Genomic DNA, 19,701 nt, shown 5'->3' with positions numbered 1-19,701 from the left:
GACCGCCCTTCGCCGTCGCGGGAAACGCCAAAATGTCGCAAACGCCAACATCGACAATGTACCGGCGACCAAGTACCGTTTTACCGATTAATATATAAGATCGCTCCCCATCCCGCCCAAGAGTTGCCCCCGCCCCAGGTGGATGGAGCCTCGCTCCCCTCTTCCCCAGGACATCGCGAATACATTCCACCAGGAACAAAAACAAAGAAAGGTTGCATCATGAAAGCAGCCACCATGGCGGCGTTTCCGGTCCTGCTGCTGCCCTCCCCCACGCTTGCGGCCGAGGCCGGGCATGTCGCCTACGCCACCGGCGGCGGCGCCCAGGCGACCGTCGGGCTGCTGCTCGTCGCGCTGTTCGGGCTGCTGATAGCCGAGGTCTGCCACAAGACCCTGGCCGCCGCCGCGGTGGTTGGAACGATGCTGGCCATCTCCGCGGCGACGCCCTTGAAGATCATGGATTTCACCACGGCCGCCCAGGCGGTCGACTGGAACGTGATCTTCCTGCTCGGCAGCATGATGGCCATCGTCTCGATCCTGATCGAGACGCGGGTGTTCGACTGGCTGAACGCCCGCATGGTGCGCTGGGCCGGGGGGCGACCCGGCGTGCTCGCCAACATCGTCATCGCCGCCACCGCCCTGCTCTCCGCCTTTGCCGACAACGTCACCACCGTGCTGTTCCTGGCTCCGGTCGTTTCCAAGGCGGCGAAGAGCCTGCGCCTGTCGGTGTGGGCGCTGGCGATGCCGATGATCATGGCGGCGAACATCGGCGGCACCGCCACGCTGATCGGCGACCCGCCCAACGTCATCGTCGGGGTGGCCAGCGGCCTGACCTTCATGGACTTCATCGCCTTCCTGGCCGTGCCGATCGTCGTCATGATCGTGGCGCTCTGCGCGCTGTCCGCCGTCTGGTACCGCCGCGACCTCGCCGGTTCCCATGCCGACGAGGCGGCCGGCGATGAGGTGGAACTGCGCGACCCCGACGTGCTGGCCTGGACGCTGGGCATGGTCGGGCTGACCTTCCTGGGCTTCTTCACCCACAGCCTGACGCACCTGCCGGTCGGCGTCATCGCCTTCGGCGGCGCGGTGCTGGCCATGCTGGGACGCCATGCGATCCTGCGGCGGCGGCTCGGCGCGAAGGCGGCGGACCACGCCTTCGCCCATTGCTTCGAGCGCGGCATCGAGTGGCTGACGCTGGGCTTCTTCATCTTCCTGTTCATGGCCATCAGCGCGGCCGAGCACACCGGGCTGATCGCCAGCGCCGCCGCCCGGCTGCAGGATCTGGTGGAGGCGGTGTCGGCCGGCCTCGGGCTCGGGCTCCAGGCGAAGCTGGTGATGGCCGGGCTGCTGATCCTGCTGTTCAGCGCGGTCGCGTCGGCGGTGGTCGACAACATCCCCTACACCATCGCGGCGGTGACCATCGTGCGGGTCCTGGTGGCGGGCTTCTCGGCGGAGTTCGAGGAGACCGGAATGGCCGCGGCGGACATCGGGCTGATGACCGACATGCTGTGGTGGTCGCTGGCGCTGGGGGCCTGCCTGGGCGGCAACGGGACGCTGATCGGGGCGAGCGCCAACGTGACGACCGTCGGGATCCTGGAGAAGGACGGCCACCACATGCCCTTCGTCGCCTTCCTGACGTTCGGCCTGCCGGTGATGGCGATGACGGTGCTGATCGCGGCCGTCTATCTCGCCTGCTACGTCTATGTCGGGCCGGTCAGGACCAACGTGACCGGGGCGGCAGCCCTGGCCCTGCTGGCTGCGCTGGCCGCTGCCCGGCACCTCGCCCGCCGCCCGCTGCGGTCCCTGCCGGCGACGGTGGAACAGCCGGACTGAACAGGTTTCTCTACTCCCGAAGGGTTGGCGCAGGGGCCTTGAGAACCCCCCGCCGCCGCCCTATCGTCCTTGTTGCCACGGACAGACCGCGGCAGTCCTTCAGCAAGGAGCTTGCTGAGCATGTCCCAGTCCGAGAGCACCGGGCGCGAGTCCGGCACCCTGTCCCTGCCCAGGAAGACCGCGGCCCCAGGCGCAGCAGCCCAAGGCGCCGCGCCCTATGATTTCATGGTCTTCATCGGCCGCTTCCGCCCCTTGCATCTCGGCCATCTCGCCGTGATGCGGCAGGCCCTGGCGCTGGGGCGGCATCTCATCCTGCTGGTCGGCTCGTCGCGCCAGGCGCGCAGCCACCGCAACCCCTTCCGCTTCGAGGAGGTCCGCGCCTGCATCCTCGGCGCCATCCCGCCGGAGGAGCATGGGCGCATCGCGATCCTGCCCCTGATCGACCGTTACAACGACCTGGAATGGATCCGCGATGTCCAGGCCGCCGTCCAGGACGTCATCCATGGCGTTGTCGGGCAGCACCACCGTCCCGCCGATGGCCCGGGGCCCGCGGTCGGCCTGATCGGCCATTCCAAGGACCGCAGCAGCTACTGCCTGCGCATGTTCCCGCAATGGGGCGCGGTGGACTGCGCGAATGTCGGCGGAATTTCGGCCACGCCGATCCGCGACGCCTATTTCGCCGACGCCGCGGCGGCGCTGGAGGCGTGGAAGGACGCGCTGCCGGCGAACGTCGCCGCCTTCATGGCGGACTTCGCCCACGGCGCGGACTACCGGCGGCTGGCGGAGGAAAGCGCCTACATCGCCCGATACAAGGCCGGCTGGGCCGCCGCGCCCTATCCCCCCACCTTCCTCACCGTGGACGCCGTGGTCGTCCTGTCCGGCCATGTCCTGCTCGTCGAGCGCCGGGCGCTGCCCGGACGCGGCCTGCTGGCCCTGCCCGGCGGTTTCGTCGGCCGGCACGAGCGGATCAAGGATGCCATGATCCGGGAGTTGCGCGAGGAAACCAGGCTCAAGGTTCCGGCCGGCTTCCTGGAGGGCGGCATCCGCGCCAGCCGGATCTTCGACCATCCCTACCGCTCGTCGCGCGGGCGCACGGTGACCCAGGCCTTCCTCATCCAGCTCAAGGCGACGGAGGAGGGGTTTCCCAAGGTGCGCGGCGGCGGCGATGCCAAGTCGGCCCGCTGGATGCCGATGGCGGAAATCGATCCCGAACACATGTTCGAAGATCATTTCCACATCATCCAAACACTGATCGCCCAGTCCGACAATTGACCGGAGCATCCGGGCGCTCGATCCATTCGCCATTTACACGAATGAACCCGTGACCTACCCTGCCTTCCAAGCCCGCCGGACAGACCGGCGGCAGTGGGCAAAGGAGCTTTGCCATCATGCTCGTCAATTTCAGCGGCCGCGCCCACAACCACAATTTCGCGACCGATTTCATCGTCCGCTCGCTGCTGGACACGGACTGGTACAAGCTGGCGATGCTGCAATTCATCTGGCGGCATTTCCGCGAGGTGAAGGTGCGCTTCAGCCTGATCAACCGCACGAAGTCGGTGAAGCTGGCCCGCATCGTCGACGAGGCCGAACTGCGCCGCCAGCTCGACAATGTGCGGTCGCTGCGGCTGAAGCGCTCGGAAGCGGTCTGGCTCCAGGGCAACACCTTCTACGGCCAGCGCGGCATCTTCCGGCCCGAGTTCGTCGCCTGGCTGTCCGAGGATTTCGCCCTGCCCGACTACCGGCTGTCCGAGGAGGACGGCCAGTGGCGCCTGGATTTCGAAGGGTCGTGGCCGGAAACGACCATGTGGGAGATCTACGCGCTCAGCATCGTCAACGAGTTGAAGACCCGCGCCGCGCTGGCCGGCATGACCGAGACGGAGCTCGACATCCTCTATGCCCGCGCCAAGGTCCGGCTCTGGGACAAGATCGAGATGCTGCGCCCGCTGGCCGACCTCAGCCTCTCGGATTTCGGCACCCGGCGGCGCCACAGCTTCCTCTGGCAGGAATATGTCGTGGAGACGATGGCGGCCGAGCTCGGCCCGCGCTTCATCGGCACCTCCAACACCCATCTTGCGATGAAGCACGACCTGGAGGCCATCGGCACCAACGCGCACGAGCTGCCGACGACCGTCGCCGCGCTGGCCTGCCGCGGGGACGACCTGCGCGCGGCGCAATATGACGTGCTGCGGCTGTGGCAGGAGACCTATGGCGGCGCCATGCTGGTGTTCCTGCCCGACACCTTCGGCTCGACCCAGTTCCTGAAGAACGCGCCGGGCTGGGTGGCGGACTGGACCGGCATGCGGGTGGACAGCAAGGATCCGGTGGCGGCGGGCGAGGAATACATCGCCTGGCTGGAAAGGCTCGGCCGCGATCCCCGGGAAAAGCGCGTGCTGTTCAGCGACGGGCTGGATGTCGAGACCATCCTGCGGCTGCACCGGACCTTCCGCGGCCGCATCCGCGACGGCTATGGCTGGGGCACCCTGCTGACCTCGGATTTCCGGGATTGCCACCCGCGCAACGGCCAGGGGCTCGATCCGCTGAGCCTGGTCTGCAAGGTGACGGCGGTCGAGGTCGACGGCGCCTGGAAGGATGCGGTCAAGCTCAGCGACAATTACGAGAAGGCCACCGGCCCGGCGTCCGAGATCGCCCGCTACCGCGCCATCTTCGGCACCGAGGGCGTCGCGAACGTCCCGGTGCTGGTCTGAACCGCAGGAGACGCATCATGACCGATACCCGGATCGACAGCCGGATCGAGGTCGAGCTTGCCGGCCCGGCCGCCGCGCTGGCGGCGATTTCCGCCGTCATGCCGGTGCGCAGGGCCTGCTACGCGCTGGCGGGCGGCAGGGTCGGCAAGCTCGACGTCGATCCGGTGAAGGGCTTCGCCGCCGTCGGCGGCGGCAATCTGGCCCCGCCGGCCGCCAACGCCCAGGTCGCCCGCATGATCGCCGAGATCGACCGCACCAACCGGCTGTTCATCGCCGCCGGCCATCCCATCGCGGTGTTCCTCGACACCCATGAGCCGGGCAAGCCCGAACACCCCTACCCGCCCCATTGCGAGGCCGGAACCGGCGAGGAAAATCTGGTCGACGAGCTCGCCTGGCTCGACGGCGCCCCCGGCGTCACGCTGATGCGCAAGGACTGCATCAACGGCGTGGTCGGCACCACCGACCTTGCGACCGGCCGCAACCGGCTGTTCGAGTGGATCGCCGGCAACGGCATCGAAATCCTGGTGGTGGACGGCATCTGCACCGACATCTGCGTGCTCCAGGCGGTGCAGGCCCTGCTGTCGGCGCGCAACCACGGCATGACCGGGCCGCTGCGCGACATCGTCGTCCACGAGCCGGGCTGCGCCACCTACGACCTGCCGCTGGCGACGGCGCAGGCGCTCGGCCTGCCCGACGGCGCCGCCCATCCGCAGATGGTCGCCCACCATATCGGCCTGTACCTGATGCAGGCGAGCGGCGCGATCGTCGCCGACGAGCTCCTGTTCCCCCAGCGCTGACCGGGGCCGCCACCGTCGTCTCCCGCTTGCCGGTATCGGGGAGAACCGGCGGCGATGGCCCGGAACTGGAGAAGGCCGGCAACCCTTTGGGGGTTCCGGCCTTCATGGATGGTGGTCCCGACTGGGATTGAACCAGTGACCCCTACGATGTCAACGTAGTGCTCTCCCGCTGAGCTACAGGACCCCCGAACTCTACAAACTTCCGCTCCGGAAACTGGAGCGGGCGAAGGGATTCGAACCCTCGACCCCAACCTTGGCAAGGTTGTGCTCTACCCCTGAGCTACGCCCGCAATGTGGCGCGAGTGACGGGACTTGAACCCGCGGCCTCCGGCGTGACAGGCCGGCGCTCTAACCAACTGAGCTACACCCGCGCTGAGGAGCGGCGCCTTATACAAGGCATCACCCCGATAGACAAGACCTAAATATTCAGAAGTGGTGGAGCCAATCGGGATCGAACCGATGACCTCTACAATGCCATTGTAGCGCTCTCCCAGCTGAGCTATGGCCCCACTATACTTCTGTTACCCTACACCAACACTTGGGGTGTTGGTGCGCTCGGAGGGAGTCGAACCCCCACGGCCTTGCGGCCACTAGGACCTGAACCTAGCGCGTCTACCAGTTCCGCCACGAGCGCTTCCCCCTGCACCGCGTTGGGTGCCGCGGGGAGCGCTTATGTAGCGGGATGGACGGCGGCCGGCAAGCACAGAATTCACCTCTGCCGAAAATTTTTTCTCCGCCCCTCAGACCGTCAGAAACCGCAACCGCATGGTGTGCCGGCGGGTCTCGCCGGGATCCAGCCGCGCCGACGAGAAATGGCCGATGTTGGGGCTGCCGGGAAAGCGCTGGGTCTCCAGCGCCAGGCCGGCGAAGGGGCCATAGGTCCGTCCGCCCTTCCCCACCACCTGCCCGCCGGACGTAGCGCCGATATAGCCGCCGCTGTAGACCTGAAGCCCCGGCTGGTCGGTTTCCAGCTCCATCCGGCGGCCCGACGCCGGATGCTCCAGCCAGGCCGCCGGGCGCAGTTCGCCGGCCGGACCCTCCAGGCACCAATTGTGGTCGAAGCCGAAGCCGCCGGCCCGCTCCAGCGCCGCGCCCAGATCGACGCCGCCAAAATCGATGCCGCGCAGGTCGAAGGCGGTGCCGTCGACCGGCCGCACCTCCCCGGTCGGGATCAGGTCGGGGCCGACCGGGGTGGTGAAGCCGCCATGCACCGCCAGCCGGTGGCCGCGCACGTCACCCAGATCGGGGGCCGGGCCATGGCCGCCGAGATTCCAATAGCTGTGATGGACGAGGTTGACGACGGTCGGCCGGTCGCTGGCCGCCGTCATCTCGATGTCCAGCACCCCGTCCGCGGTCAGCCGGTAGCGGGTGGTGGCGGTCAGGGTGCCGGGATAGCCCTGGTCGCCATCGGGCGAAACCAGCATGAAGGTGACGGCGTTGTCCGCCTCCTCCACCGCCGCCCGCCAAACCCGCCGGTCGAAGCCGTCGGCCCCGCCATGCAGGTGGTTGGGCGGCTCGTTGGCGCTCAGCGCATACCGCACGCCGTCGAGCGTGAAGGCCGCCCCGCCGATGCGGTTGCCGTAGCGGCCGCAGGTCGCGCCGAAATAGGCGTCGCTCGCCAGATAGCCGGCCAGCCGGTCGAAGCCGAGCACGACGTCGGCCGTCCTGCCGTCGCGGTCCGGCACCATCATCCGCACCAGGCGGGCGCCATGGGCGATCACCGTCGCCTCCAGCCCGCCGGCGGACAGGACGAACCCCTCCACCGGCTGGCCATCGACCATGTCGAACAGGAAACTCTCGATGGGCATCACGCCTCCGCCGGTTCGCCGCCGCGGCCGGACCAGACCGTCAGCAGCCCTTTCTGCAACAGGATGAAGACGAACAGCAGCACGCCGATGGCGATCTTTGTCCACCAGCTGCTCAAGGTGCCGTCGAAGGTGATGTAGGTCTGGATCAGCCCCTGGATCAGCACGCCGACGAAGGTGCCGACGACATAGCCGTAGCCGCCGGTCAGCTGGGTGCCGCCGATCACCACCGCGGTGATGGTGTCCAGCTCCACCCCGGTCGCCGCCAGCGAATAGCCCGCTCCGGTGTAGAGCGAGAAGACGATCCCGGCCAGTCCGGCCAGCAGCCCGGACAGGGCATAGACCGCGACCGTCGTCCGCCCGACCGGCACCCCCATCAGCTCCGCCGACTGGCGGTTGCCGCCCAGCGCATAGAGGTTGGCGCCGAAGCGGGTCCAGTGCGCCAGCACCACCGCACCGGCGACCACCCCCAGCATCAGCATCGCCGGCAGGGTCAGCTTGCCGCCGGCACCGAAGCGCAGCGCGATGTCGTTCAGCTCGCCATAGAGCGGGTGGTCGATCGGCACCGAATCGGTGGTCAGGACGAAGCCCAGGCCGCGGGCGATGAACATGCCGGCCAGCGTGACGATGAAGGGCGGCATCCGGAAGACATGGATCACGCCCCCCATCGCCGCGCCGAAGCCGCCGGCCGCCAGCAGCGCCACGGCGAAGGCGGCAAGGGGATGCCAGCCGCCCTGCTCGATCAGCACCGCCAGCAGCACGGTGGTGAAGCCGATCACCGCCCCGACCGACAAATCGATCCCGCCGGACAGGATGACGAAGGTCATGCCGACCGCGGCGATCCCCAGAAAGGCATTGTCGGTCAGAAGGTTGCCCACCACCCGCCAGGAGGCGAAGTTGGGGAACTGCGCGGCGCACAGCAGGAACCCGACCACCAGCACCGCGCTGGTGACGACCAGGGGAAGGAAGCGCTGGAGCGCACCGGTTGTATGGCTTCCCCTCATGGCTTCACCCCTCCGCTTGTCGGCGCCACCGGCGGCTTGACGGTCCCGGTCCGCGGCCCGGCCTTCGGCGCCGGCAGGAACAGGGTCAGGGTCGGCGATTGCAGCAGCAGGACCAGCATCAGGACGCCCGCCTTGACGATCAGGTTGAATTCCGGCTTGAAGCCGCTCAGCAGGATGCCGGTGTTCATCGCCTGGATGATCAGCGCCCCCACCACCGACAGTGGCAGCCCGAACCGCCCGCCGAGCAGCGAGGTGCCGCCGACCACCACCGCCAGGATGGCGTCCAGCTCCAGCCACAGCCCGGCATTGTTGGCGTCGGCGCCGCGGATGTCGGCGGTGACGATCAGCCCGGCGACAGCGGCGCACAGCCCGCACCAGGCATAGACGGCGACCAGCACGACCGGGGTGTTGACCCCGGCCCCGGCGCTCGACAGCCGGTTGACGCCGACCGCCTCGATCATCAGCCCCAGCGCGGTCGCCCGCACCAGCAGCGCCGTCACCGCCAGCACCGCGGCGGCGATGACCACCGGCATCGGCACGGTCAGGAAGGATCCGCCGCCGATGAAGGCGAGCGCCGGGCTGGTGAAGGTGACGATCTGCCCCTCGGTGATCAGCTGGGCGATGCCGCGCCCGGCGACCATCAGGATCAGGGTTGCGATGATCGGCTGGATGCGCAGCACCGCCACCAAGAGCCCGTTCCACAGCCCGCACAGCAGGCCGGCGGCCAGCGACGCCGCCAGCACCGCCGGCAGCCCCCATCCGGCCCCGGTCATGGTGGCGGCGACCGCGCCGGAGATCGCCATCACCGCGCCGACCGACAGGTCGACGCCGCGGGTGGCGATGACCATGGTCATGCCGATGGCGAGCAGCGCCACCGGGGCGCCGCGGTTCAGCACGTCGATCAGGCTGCCGAAAAGCCGGCCGTCCTGCAGGCGGATGGCGAAGAAATCGGGGAACAGCAGCCAGTTGACCAGCAGCACGGCGGCCAGCGCGCCATATTGCGGCAGGGTGCGCGCCGCGCCGGGAACGGACAGGCTCATTGCCGCGCCTCCGCGGCAGGTCCGGCTCCGGCAGTCGTTCCCGATCCGGTTTCAGACGCGATGGCGGCGACGATGCGCTCCACGCTGACCTCCCCTCCCCTCAGTTCCGCCACATGGCGGCGGTCGCGCAGCACGACGACGCGGCGGCTGTAGGCGACGATCTCCTCCAGCTCCGACGAGACCACCAGCAGCGCCATGCCGTCGGCGCACAGCCGCTCGATCAGGCGGATGATCTCGGCGTGCGCCCCGACGTCGATGCCGCGCGTCGGCTCGTCCAGGATCAGCAGCCGCGGTTCGGTCGCCAGCCAGCGCGCCAGCAGCGCCTTCTGCTGGTTGCCGCCCGACAGGAACTGGATCGGCCGCTCGGCGTCGGGCGTGCGGATGTCGAGCAGGCGGATGAAGCGGTCGGCGATCTCCTCCTGGCGGCGGCGCGGGATCGGCTTCAGCCAGCCCTGCCGCGCCTGGAGCGCCAGGATGATGTTCTCGCGCACCGACAGCTCGCCGACGATGCCCTCCTTCTTGCGGTCCTCCGGGCAGAAGCCGAAGCCGAGCCGCACGGCGTCGCGCGGCCCCTTCAGCCGCGCCGGCCGCCCGTCCACCGTCGCCTCGCCGCTGTCGGCGCGGTCCATGCCGAAGACCAGCCGCACCGTCTCGGTCCGCCCCGATCCCAGCAGCCCGGCCAGCGCCACCACCTCGCCGGGGCGGATGTCGAGGTCGAAGGGCTCGACGCTGCGCGCCTTGCCGAACGCCTTGAAGCTCGCCAGCGGCGGCTGGCCGTCCAGCTCCTCCGGGCCGCGCTCGATCCGGTGGGCCGCCGCCTCCAGCTCCCGCCCCAGCATCATGGCGACGAGATCGAGGCGCGGCAGCTCGGCCGTGCGCCGCTCGCCCACCAGCCGGCCGTTGCGCAGCACGGTGATGCGGTCGCAGACCTCATAGACCTGATCGAGGAAATGGGTGACGAAGACGATGCCGATGCCGCGCGCGCGCAAGGACCGCATCACCCGGAACAGCACCGCCACCTCCTGCGCGTCGAGGCTGGCGGTCGGCTCGTCGAGGATCAGCACCTTGGCCGACATGTCGACCGCGCGCGCGATGGCGACGATCTGCTGCGTCGCCACCGAAAAGCGCCCGAGCGGAGCCGTGACGTCGAGGGACAGGCCGTAGGGCATCAGGATGGCCCGCGCCCGCCGCCGCATGGCGCCGCGGTCGACCAGTCCCCAGCGCATCGGCTGGCGCCCCAGGAACAGGTTTTCCGCCACCGACAGGTTGGGCAGCAGGTTGACCTCCTGATAGACGGTGCCGATGTGCAGGCGCTGGGCCTCCTCGACGCCGCGCGGCGCGATCTCCCGCCCCTCCAGCGCGACGGTGCCGGCGTCGCGCTGATAGACGCCGGTCAGCGTCTTGATCAGCGTCGACTTGCCGGCGCCGTTCTCGCCGAGCAGGGCATGGATCTCGCCGTGGCGCAGGGTGAAATCGACGCCGTCGAGCGCCTGGACGCCGAGGAAGCCCTTGGACAGCCCGCGGATCGCCAGCAGCGGCGCCGAGGGGGAAGGAGCGGTGGACGCCGTCATGACGGACCTCGCCGGATGCGCGATAACATTTTAGGGCCGCCGAAGAGCCCTCTCCCGCCCCGGGAGAGGGAGGGGACCCACGAAGTGGGGAGGGTGAGGGGTGGGGCAAGGATCCCGAACCGCATGGCTTCGTGCCTACCCCCTCACCCTTCCCACCGCTTCACGGCGGGCCCCTTCCCTCTCCCGGGACGGGAGAGGGAACCCTCCCGGCCTCTCACCCCCCCGGTCAGTAGGCGTCCTTGCGGCGCTCATACTCGGCCTTGGCGGTGTCGGGGGTGAACAGCGCCGACTGGGTCTGGATCCATTTCGGCGGCAGCTTGCCGTCCTTCTTGAAGGCGACCAGCGCGTCATAGGCCGGGCCGGCCATGTTCGGCGTCAGCTCCACCGTGGCGTTCGCCTCGCCCTCGGCCATCGCCTTGAAGATGTCGGGCACGCCGTCGATGGAGACGACCAGGATGTCCTTGCCCGGCTTCAGCCCGGCCTCCTTGATCGCCTGGATGGCGCCGACCGCCATGTCGTCGTTGTGGGCGTAGACGGCGCAGATGCCCTTGCCGCCGTTCTCGGCCTTGATGAAGCTCTCCATCACCTCCTTGCCCTTGGCGCGGGTGAAGTCGCCGGACTGGGTGCGGACGATCTTCATGCCGGGGTTCTTGGCGACGACCTCGTCGAAGCCCTTCTTGCGGTTGATGGCGGGCGACGAGCCCACCGTGCCCTGCAGTTCCACCACCGCGCACTTGCCGCCGGTCTGCTTGGCCAGCCATTCGCCGGCCACCCGGCCCTCATGCACGGTGTCCGAGGTGACGGCGGTCATGTAGAGGCTCTGGTCCTTGGTCTCGATCTGGCGGTCGAGCAGCATGACCGGGATCTTCGCCTCCTTGGCCTCCTTCAGCACCGAATCCCAGCCGGTCGCCACCACCGGCGCGATGAAGATCGCATCGACGCCCTGGGCGACGAAGGAGCGCACCGCCTTGATCTGGTTCTCCTGCTTCTGCTGGGCGTCGGAGATCTTCAGATCGATGCCGCGCTTGTCGGCCTCGGCCTTGGCGGTCTTGGTCTCGGCGGCACGCCAGCCGGACTCCGAGCCGATCTGCGAGAAGCCGACGACCAGCTTCTTGCCGTCGGCGGCCTGGACGGTGCCGAGACCGATCAGCAGCGCCGCGGCGGCGGCCATGGCGGTTGCGGCGGCCCTGGTGGCGGCCCTAGTGGCGGCGGAATTCACCCAAGTCCTGGACATCCGTTTCACTCCCTGAAGGATTGTGCCGTGCTTTTTGAATGGGGCAGGCCGCTGGACGGGGCGCGGAAAGAAGGGGACCGCCGCCCGGTCCGATTTGTTCGTATCGTCTACATTAAGTGCCGGGAACCATAACTGTCCAATACGATTCTCGGCCGGTCCGATGCTGAAAAGGATATGTCCGCGCAAAGAAACGGCCGGACGGCGGGAAGCCGACCGGCCGCGAGGTGACCCCGGTTGGCCGGGGCCGACGCACCCGAGGGAGAGCGCGCCGGGACGCGCCGCCGCGGCGGGATGGAAAAACGCCGCGGCGGCGCGAAGCGGTCAGAATGCGAAGTTGGTCTGGATCAGGAAGATGTCTCCCTTGTCGCTGTTGGCGGCGACGTCGGAGCTGAGCTTGAAGTGGTTGTATTCCGGGTTGATGCTGAAGCCGGGGGCGACGACATATTTGGCGCCGACGGAGATCAGCTCGAACTTGGTGCGGCCGCGCACCGTCAGGTCGCCGGCATCGCGGGCGTTCAGATAGCCGAAGCCGAGCGTGGTGGCCCCGAAGGTGTATTGCGCGCCGGCCGTCCACACATCCTGCTTCTCGCGGCTGACGATGCCGGCGGTGCCGGACTTGGCATAGCCGCTGTCGCCCGACCAGGCATAGCTGCCGCCGACCTTCAGCCCGCCATAGGCCACGGTCAGGCCGGCATGGGTCGAGGACAGATCGTCGAAGGTCGCCGCCGAGACGCTGGAATCCTTGGCCGTGCCGCCGAGATAGAACAGGCTGGCATTGACCGTCGCCCCGCCGACGCTGTTGGCATAGGTGCCGCCGACCTCGTAGACGTCGCGATAGGCGCCGGTACGGTTGGCCGTCGGCAGGCTGACCTTGCGGCGGTTGACGTCGGTGTTGCTGCTCTCCGAATCCGGCTGGTAGGAGACGCCGAGCTTGAAGCCGGCGATCTCCGGCGTCCAGTAGGAGGCGCGGGTGGCGCTGTTGCCGGAGATCAGGGCGCGGATGTTGCCGATGGTGATCGGGGCGTTGGCGCCGCTGTCGCCGAGCCAGGACGGGAAGGAGCCGTCGACGCCGCCGGTTCCCCAGTCGGACGGTGCGAAGACGCCGCTGTCGTCGGACGGGCCGTTCTCCACGCCGAGATGGAAGACGCCGAAGCTGCCGTTGACGAAGATGAAGGCGCGGTCGTTGGTGGTGGTGCGGGCGTTCCCGGCGCCGTTCTCGGCCAGCAGGCGCAGGCGGGCGCCATATTCCAGCCCGTTGTCGGCCTTGGCCTTCGGCGTCACCAGCAGGCGGTAGCGGTTGCGGAACTCGGTGTTGCGCAGGCCGCTGTCGCGGTCCTGGTCGACATAGCCGGCCTCGAAATAGACGTCGCCGCCGAGGATGACGTCGAACTTCGCCTGGGCGAAGGCCGGCGCGGACAGCGCCATGGCGGAGACGAGCGACAGGGTGGCTGCGCCAAGCAGCAATGCGGATCTGACCATCTGCGTTTCCTCAAGTGATGTTGACTTGTTGTTGTTTATCGGTCCCTTGGCAGGGCCCCGGGTGGGAGCGCCCCTGTTGGCCGTGCCCGGAAGACGGGCGCGCGGCCCCGCCCGCGTCAGCGCTCCCCCTGACGCGGCGGTAACGGATCGGTGTGAAAGCCCTCAGTCCCGGCCGAGCGTCCCGTCGACCCGCCGCCACAGCCCCAGCGGGTTGCCGTCGCGCAAGGCCTCCGGCAGCAGCCCCGCCGGCAGATCCTGGTAGCAGACCGGGCGCAGGAAGCGCCGGACCGCCAGCGTGCCGACCGAGGTCGAGCGGCTGTCGGACGTCGCGGGGAACGGGCCGCCATGCACCATCGCGTGGCAGACCTCCACCCCGGTCGGCCAGCCATTGGCGAGGATGCGGCCGGCCTTGCGCTCCAGCACCGGGATCAGCGCCGCCACCGCGGCCTCGTCCGCCGCCTCCATCTGCAGCGTCGCGGTCAGCTGCCCCTCCAGCCGTTCGGCAACCGTCCTCATCGCCGCCGCGTCCGGGCAGCGGATCAGCAGCGAGGCGGCGCCGAACACCTCCTCCTGCAAGCGGGTGTCGGCCAGGAACGCCTCTGCGGTGGTGGCGAAGAAGGCCGCCTGCGCCTGGTTCGGCCCGTTGCAGGCCAGCCCGCGCGCCAGCGTGGTCACCGCCCCGCTGCCGGCCAGCGCCGTCACCCCGGCGTCATAGGCGGCATGGATGCCGGGCGTCAGCATGGTCGCGGCGGTGCTGCCGCCCAGCGCCGCCACCGCCGCCGCGGCGAAGCGGTCGAGCTCCGGCCCCTCGACGCCGAGCAGGATGCCGGGATTGGTGCAGAACTGCCCGGCCCCCATGGTCAGCGACGCGACGAATCCCGTGCCCAGCGCTTCCGCCCTTGCGGCCAGCGCGGCGGGCATCAGGAACACCGGGTTGATGCTGCTCATCTCGGCATAGACCGGAATCGGCTCCGGCCGCCTGGCCGCCACCTCCATCAGCGCCAGCCCGCCGCGGCGCGAGCCGGTGAAGCCGACCGCCTTGATCCTAGGGTCGGCGACCAGCGCGGTGCCGATCTCGTTCCCCGTGCCGAACAGCAGCGAGAACACGCCCTCGGGCAGGCCGCAATCCGCCACCGCCGCTCGGATGGCGCGGCCGACCAGCTCCGAGGTGCCGGGATGGGCGTTGTGCCCCTTGACCACCACCGGGCAGCCGGCGGCGAGCGCCGAGGCGGTGTCGCCGCCGGCCACCGAGAAGGCGAGCGGAAAGTTCGACGCGCCGAACACCGCGACCGGCCCCAGCGGGATATGGCGCTGGCGGATGTCGGCGCGCGGCAGCGGGGTGCGGCCGGGCTGGGCGGGATCGATGCGCGCCTCGACCCAGCTTCCCTCGCGCACCATCTGGGCGAACAGGCGGAGCTGGCCGACGGTGCGGCCGCGCTCGCCCTCCAGCCGGGGCCGCGGCAGCCCGCTCTCGGCCATGGCGCGGACGATCAGGTCGTCGCCGATGTCGAGGATCTTCTGCGCGACGGCCTCCAGGAAGGCGGCGCGCTGCTCCAGCCCGGTTTCGCGGAAGGCGTCGAAGGCGGCCTGGGCCAGTGCGCAGGCGCGCTCCACCTCGGCCGCGCCGCCGCCGCCATAGACGGGGTCGAGCGCCGCGCCGCTGGCGGGGTCGACGGCGCGGAACCCGCCCTGGCCGCCGCGAAGGCTTTCGGCACCGATCAGCATCTCGCCGGTGATGGTCATGGGGTGTCTCTCCTTGATGGGGGCGTTTTGCCCCCTCCCCATCCCTCCCCCGCTTCGCGGGAGAGGGGGCGGGATGCTTGCAGGGGGTATGCAACAGAGCGGCGGCAGTCCCCTCTCCCGCAAAGCGGGGGAGGGTTAGGGAGGGGGCACCGCCCCCAACCACTCACCGCCCCCAGCGCAGCACCAGCGGATCGAGCCGCCGCGCCGCATCCAGCAGCCCCTCGCGGCTGATCGGGTGCGGGTCGGCCATCGGGTGGCGCATCGCGTCGGACGCGATGACCCCGCCCTCCTTCATCAGGATCTTGGCGGTGGCGATGCCGCACTGGCGGTTCTCGTGGTTGATCAGCGGCAGCCAGCGCCCATAGGCCGCCACCGCCGCCTCGCGGTCTCCCGCCAGATACGGGTCGACGATCTGCCGGATGCCGTCCGGATAGCCGCCGCCGGTCATCGCCCCCGTCGCCCCGGCGTCGAGGTCGGCCAGCAGGGTGATCGCCTCCTCGCCGTCCCACGGCCCCTCGATGGCGTCGCCGCCCAGTTCGATCAGCGTGCGCAGCTTGGCGGCGGCCTGCGGCACCTCGATCTTGAAGTAGGAGACGTTGGCGATCTCGCGCGCCATCCGCGCCAGCAGCGGCGCCGGCAGCGCGGTGCCGCTGACGGGGGCGTCCTGGATCATGATCGGGATGTCGATGGCGTCGGACACCCTTTGGAAGAACTCGACGATCCCGGCCTCCGGCACGCGGATGGTGGCGCCATGGTAGGGCGGCATCACCATCACCATGGCGGCGCCGAGTTCCTGGGCGCGGCGGCTGCGTTCGGCACAGGCGCGGGTGCTGAAATGGGTGGTGGTGACGATCGCCGGCACCCGGCCGGCGACATGGGCCAGGATCGTCTCCATCAGCACCGTGCGCTCGTCGTCGGTCAGCACGAACTGTTCGGAGAAGTTGGCGAGGATGCACAGCCCGGTCGAGCCGGCATCGATCATGAAATCGACGCAGCGCTTCTGCCCGTCGAGATCCAAATCCCCCGCCGCGGTGAAGATGGTGGGGACGACGGGGAAGACTCCGCGATAGGGGCGGGCGCTGGACGGCATGGCGGTGTGGTCCTTCATCGAAAACGGATCCTGACTCATAATGGCGGGGCGCCGAACCGGCCGCAGGCCAGGCCGCGGACGCCCGGATCGCACTCGAACAGCGCGCCGGCCAGCGGTTCCTCCGGCCGGCCGTGCGCCGCGGTGGTGACGAACAGCCGGTCGAGGTCCCGGCCGGCGAAGACGCAGGAGGTGACGCGGGAGGCCGGCAGCGGGATCGCCCGGTCCAGCCGGCCGTCTGGGCGGAAGCGGCTGACCCGCCCGCCGTCCCAATGGGCGATCCACAGTCCGCCCTCGGCATCGCAGGTCATGCCGTCGGGATAGCCGTCGGCCTCGGCGAAGCGGATGTGGGCGCGCTTGCCCGACAGCCCGCCGTCGTCTGCGACATCGAAGGCGTAGACGGTCCGCGCCGCGCTGTCGGTGTGGTAGAGGGTGCGCCCGTCCGGCGACAGCGCCGGGCCGTTGGCGACGGTATACCCCCCATCGACCAGGGTAACGGTGCCGTCGCCGTCGATGCGGTAGAGGCTGCCGGCCGGCGCCTCCTCGGCATCGTCCATGCTGCCGACCCACAGCCGGCCCTGGGCATCGGCCTTGGCGTCGTTCAGCCGGTTGCCCGGCTGCTCCGGCTCGATCCGCGCCAGCTCGTCTCCGGCCGCGGCCCCGACCATGGCCCGGCCTGGCTCCGGCCGCAGCCGCACCACCCGGCGCGAGCGCAGGCCGGCGACAAAGCCGTCGCCATCCGCGCTCTCCACCAGCCAGCAGGCGGCATCGTCGAGCGCCCATTCCGCCTGCACGCCATCGGCCAGCCCGTGGCGCAGGATGCGGGATCCGCGGATGTCGACGAAATACACGGCCTCCTGCCGCGGCGACCACAGCGGCCCCTCGCCCAGCAGCGCCCCGGCCTGCCAGACGCAACGCGCTTCCTGCGGCATGCCTCCCCGTCCCCCCATAATCGTCCCGAACTCTGAATCGGCCGCCAGCGCGGCCATCGTTTTTTAAGGCCATTTTTAAAAAATGTTGACGGCACAAACGATAAGGGGCCACTTGATAATCGTCCAATACGAAGATCGGCAATCGCGATACCAAATCTCGTATCCCGGCGCCGCCTCCCGCTCGGAGACAGCCTTCCCGTGACTCCCCCCCGCTTTTCCCCCAACTGGTTCCAGAAGGCGCGGCTGAAGCTGCGCCACCTGCAACTCTTCGCCGCGCTCGACGAGCACCGCAACCTGCACCGGGCCGCCGCCAGCCTGACCATGTCGCAGCCCGCCGCCTCCAAGCTGCTGGGCGACCTGGAGGAGACGCTGGGGATCGAGCTGTTCGACCGCCATGGCCGCGGCATCGAGCCGAACTGGTACGGCAGCCTGATGATCCGCCATGCCCGGATGATCCTCAGCGAGTTGCAGGAAACCGGCGAGGAGCTGAATGCGCTGCTGGCCGGGCACAGCGGCCGGGTCTCCATCGGCACGGTGATGGCCCCGGCGGTGGAGCTGGTGGTGCCGGTGATCAGCAGCCTGACCCGTGAGCATCCCGGCCTGAAGATCGCGGTGGCGGTGGAAACCAGCGACGTGCTGGCCGAGCGGGTCCACCAGGGCGTGATGGATTTCGCCATCGGCCGGCTGCCCGGCCATTTCGACCCCACCGCCTTCGAGTACCAGGAGATCAGCAGCGAGGAGCTGTGCTTCATCTGCCATGACCGCAACCCGCTGCTGGCGCTCGGCCGGCCGCTGCTCGCCGCCGACCTGTCGGACGCCACCTGGATTCTCCAGCCGGTCGGCACCCTGCTGCGCGACCGGGTGGAGGCGCTGTTCCGGGCCGAGGGCGCCCGGCTGCCGCACCGGGTGATCGAAAGCGCCTCCCCCGTCATCTCGATGGCGATGGTGGCGGAAACCGATTCGATCACCGTCTTCGCCCATGCCCTGGCGCGGGTGTTCACCCCCAGCGGCTGCTGCGTGGTGATGCCCTTCCACAAGCGCTTCAGCGTCGAGCCCTACGGCATCTTCTGGCTGAAGGACCGGCCGCTGTCGCCGGGGGCCCGCACGGTGCTGTCGGCGGTGCGCGCGGCGTCGGAACGCAAGATGCGCGGGCTGCCCGACCCGGCAACCGCAACCGCCGCAACCGCCGCCCCAACCCCTGCCGATACATGAAACGGTATCGATCTGGCGAATATTCGTATTTGACAGTTATGTCAATTCGGGGGATTGCTAGTGGCACAAACCATCGCGCCACACGCCGTCCGCCACACGGAACGCGGGTACGGCCAAGCGCGCGTCGCGGAATCTGGGAGGATTCGGGTCCATGTCGTCTCGTAAAGGGCATTTCAAGGCGTCGTTCCTCATGGCCGGCATCGCCGGGCTGGCCTGCGGCCTGCTGGTCGCCGCCGGCGGCGCCGTCCCGGCCATGGCGCAGGGCAAGCCGACCGTCGGCATCGCCATGCCGACCAAGTCGTCGGCGCGCTGGATCGACGACGGCAACAACATGGTCAAGTATTTCCAGGAAAAGGGCTACAAGACCGACCTGCAATATGCAGAGGACGACATCCCCAACCAGCTCGCCCAGATCGAGAACATGGTCACCAAGAACGACAAGGTTCTGGTGATCGCCGCCATCGACGGGACGACGCTGACCGACGTGCTGCAGAAGGCGGCGGAGCAGGGGGTCAAGGTCATCGCCTACGACCGCCTGATCCGCGGCTCGGCCAACGTCGACTATTACGCCACCTTCGACAATTTCCAGGTCGGCGTCCTCCAGGCCGCCTACATCGAAAAGGCGCTCGGGCTGAAGGAGGGCAAGGGCCCCTTCAACATCGAGCTGTTCGGCGGCTCGCCCGACGACAACAACGCCTATTTCTTCTACAACGGCGCCATGTCGGTGCTTCAGCCCTACATCGACAGCGGCAAGCTGAAGGTGCAGAGCGGGCAGGTCGGCATGGACAAGGTGTCGACCCTGCGCTGGGACGGCGCGGTCGCCCAGGCCCGCATGGACAACCTGCTGAGCGCCTATTACGGCGGCAAGAAGATCGACGCGGTGCTGTCGCCCTATGACGGGCTCAGCATCGGCATCATCTCGTCGCTGAAGGGCGTCGGCTACGGCACCGCCGGGCAGCCGATGCCGGTGGTGACCGGCCAGGATGCCGAGGTCCAGTCGGTCAAGTCGATCCTGGCGGGCGAGCAGCGCTCCACCGTCTTCAAGGACACCCGCGAGCTGGCGAAGATCACGGTCGGCATGGTCGACGACCTGCTGGCCGGCCGCACCCCGCAGGTCAACGACACCAAGACCTACGACAACGGCAAGAAGGTCGTTCCGTCATACCTGCTGAAGCCGGTCAGCGTCGACGCCTCCAACTGGAAACAGGTGCTGGTCGACGGCGGCTACTACAAGGAATCGCAGATCAAGTGAGCAGGCGGGC

Annotated in this window: 15 protein-coding genes and 5 tRNA genes; 6 read left to right on the top strand and 14 right to left on the bottom strand. The window is 69.1% G+C overall.

Annotated elements, in window-relative coordinates:
* Window positions 1–219 precede the first annotated feature (219 nt).
* The 4 genes from ABMY26_RS11710 to ABMY26_RS11695 all read left to right on the top strand — a co-directional run bounded on the left by ABMY26_RS11710 (window position 220) and on the right by ABMY26_RS11695 (window position 5,332).
* Window positions 220–1,830, top strand: coding sequence for an SLC13 family permease (locus ABMY26_RS11710; RefSeq protein WP_372396443.1), 1,611 nt, complete (start codon window positions 220–222; stop codon window positions 1,828–1,830).
* Between the two features lie 120 nt (window positions 1,831–1,950).
* Window positions 1,951–3,102 (top strand): bifunctional nicotinamide-nucleotide adenylyltransferase/Nudix hydroxylase, encoded by a 1,152-nt coding sequence (locus ABMY26_RS11705; protein ID WP_372396442.1) that lies wholly within the window; start codon window positions 1,951–1,953, stop codon window positions 3,100–3,102.
* Between the two features lie 116 nt (window positions 3,103–3,218).
* Window positions 3,219–4,535 (top strand): nicotinate phosphoribosyltransferase, encoded by a 1,317-nt coding sequence (locus ABMY26_RS11700; protein ID WP_372396441.1) that lies wholly within the window; start codon window positions 3,219–3,221, stop codon window positions 4,533–4,535.
* 17 nt (window positions 4,536–4,552) lie between these two features.
* Window positions 4,553–5,332 (top strand): isochorismatase family protein, encoded by a 780-nt coding sequence (locus ABMY26_RS11695; RefSeq protein WP_372396440.1) that lies wholly within the window; start codon window positions 4,553–4,555, stop codon window positions 5,330–5,332.
* A 109-nt stretch (window positions 5,333–5,441) separates the two neighbouring features.
* Here the strand turns inward: ABMY26_RS11695 and ABMY26_RS11690 are convergent.
* The 14 genes from ABMY26_RS11690 to ABMY26_RS11625 form a co-directional block, all read right to left on the bottom strand.
* Window positions 5,442–5,516 (bottom strand) — tRNA-Val (locus ABMY26_RS11690).
* Window positions 5,517–5,547: 31 nt separating this feature from the next.
* Window positions 5,548–5,622, bottom strand: a tRNA-Gly gene (locus tag ABMY26_RS11685).
* A gap of 4 nt (window positions 5,623–5,626) precedes the next feature.
* A tRNA-Asp gene (locus ABMY26_RS11680) sits at window positions 5,627–5,703 on the bottom strand.
* 62 nt (window positions 5,704–5,765) lie between these two features.
* Window positions 5,766–5,841: transfer RNA gene (locus ABMY26_RS11675), tRNA-Ala, on the bottom strand.
* Window positions 5,842–5,879: 38 nt separating this feature from the next.
* Window positions 5,880–5,966 (bottom strand) — tRNA-Leu (locus ABMY26_RS11670).
* A gap of 106 nt (window positions 5,967–6,072) precedes the next feature.
* On the bottom strand, window positions 6,073–7,140 hold the full coding sequence (locus ABMY26_RS11665; protein WP_372396439.1) for an aldose epimerase family protein: 1,068 nt from the start codon (window positions 7,138–7,140) through the stop codon (window positions 6,073–6,075).
* On the bottom strand, window positions 7,140–8,141 hold the full coding sequence (gene yjfF / locus ABMY26_RS11660) for a galactofuranose ABC transporter, permease protein YjfF (protein WP_372396438.1): 1,002 nt from the start codon (window positions 8,139–8,141) through the stop codon (window positions 7,140–7,142). Before yjfF ends, ABMY26_RS11665 begins: the two co-directional genes overlap by 1 nt.
* The gene (locus ABMY26_RS11655) at window positions 8,138–9,181 is read right to left on the bottom strand and encodes an ABC transporter permease (RefSeq protein ID WP_372396437.1); all 1,044 of its coding nucleotides are present in this window, start codon (window positions 9,179–9,181) and stop codon (window positions 8,138–8,140) included. Before ABMY26_RS11655 ends, yjfF begins: the two co-directional genes overlap by 4 nt.
* A complete protein-coding gene (ytfR, locus tag ABMY26_RS11650) occupies window positions 9,178–10,752 on the bottom strand; it encodes a galactofuranose ABC transporter, ATP-binding protein YtfR (RefSeq protein ID WP_372396436.1) in 1,575 nt (524 codons plus the stop codon). The genes ABMY26_RS11655 and ytfR overlap by 4 nt, the downstream gene beginning before the upstream one ends.
* Before the next feature lie 226 nt (window positions 10,753–10,978).
* The gene (gene ytfQ / locus ABMY26_RS11645) at window positions 10,979–11,986 is read right to left on the bottom strand and encodes a galactofuranose ABC transporter, galactofuranose-binding protein YtfQ (RefSeq protein ID WP_372396435.1); all 1,008 of its coding nucleotides are present in this window, start codon (window positions 11,984–11,986) and stop codon (window positions 10,979–10,981) included.
* A gap of 321 nt (window positions 11,987–12,307) precedes the next feature.
* Window positions 12,308–13,465, bottom strand: coding sequence for a porin (locus ABMY26_RS11640; protein WP_372396434.1), 1,158 nt, complete (start codon window positions 13,463–13,465; stop codon window positions 12,308–12,310).
* A gap of 162 nt (window positions 13,466–13,627) precedes the next feature.
* The gene (locus tag ABMY26_RS11635; RefSeq protein WP_372396433.1) at window positions 13,628–15,208 is read right to left on the bottom strand and encodes an aldehyde dehydrogenase (NADP(+)); all 1,581 of its coding nucleotides are present in this window, start codon (window positions 15,206–15,208) and stop codon (window positions 13,628–13,630) included.
* A gap of 163 nt (window positions 15,209–15,371) precedes the next feature.
* Window positions 15,372–16,316, bottom strand: a complete 945-nt coding sequence (locus ABMY26_RS11630) for a dihydrodipicolinate synthase family protein (protein ID WP_372396432.1) — start codon at window positions 16,314–16,316, stop codon at window positions 15,372–15,374.
* Window positions 16,317–16,333: 17 nt separating this feature from the next.
* Window positions 16,334–17,227, bottom strand: a complete 894-nt coding sequence (locus tag ABMY26_RS11625) for an SMP-30/gluconolactonase/LRE family protein (protein WP_372396431.1) — start codon at window positions 17,225–17,227, stop codon at window positions 16,334–16,336.
* 198 nt (window positions 17,228–17,425) lie between these two features.
* Between ABMY26_RS11625 and ABMY26_RS11620 the strand changes: the two genes are divergently transcribed.
* Both ABMY26_RS11620 and chvE read left to right on the top strand, forming a co-directional pair.
* The gene (locus tag ABMY26_RS11620) at window positions 17,426–18,439 is read left to right on the top strand and encodes a LysR family transcriptional regulator (RefSeq protein ID WP_372396430.1); all 1,014 of its coding nucleotides are present in this window, start codon (window positions 17,426–17,428) and stop codon (window positions 18,437–18,439) included.
* A gap of 151 nt (window positions 18,440–18,590) precedes the next feature.
* Complete coding sequence (gene chvE / locus ABMY26_RS11615; RefSeq protein WP_372396429.1) at window positions 18,591–19,691, top strand: multiple monosaccharide ABC transporter substrate-binding protein; 1,101 nt, start codon at window positions 18,591–18,593, stop codon at window positions 19,689–19,691.
* The last annotated feature ends 10 nt before the right edge of the window (window positions 19,692–19,701 follow it).

The sequence above is a fragment of the Azospirillum sp. HJ39 genome, from assembly GCF_041507355.1.
Taxonomy (GTDB): Bacteria; Pseudomonadota; Alphaproteobacteria; order Azospirillales; family Azospirillaceae; genus Azospirillum; species Azospirillum thiophilum.
This window is presented reverse-complemented; position numbering and strand designations above follow the sequence as displayed.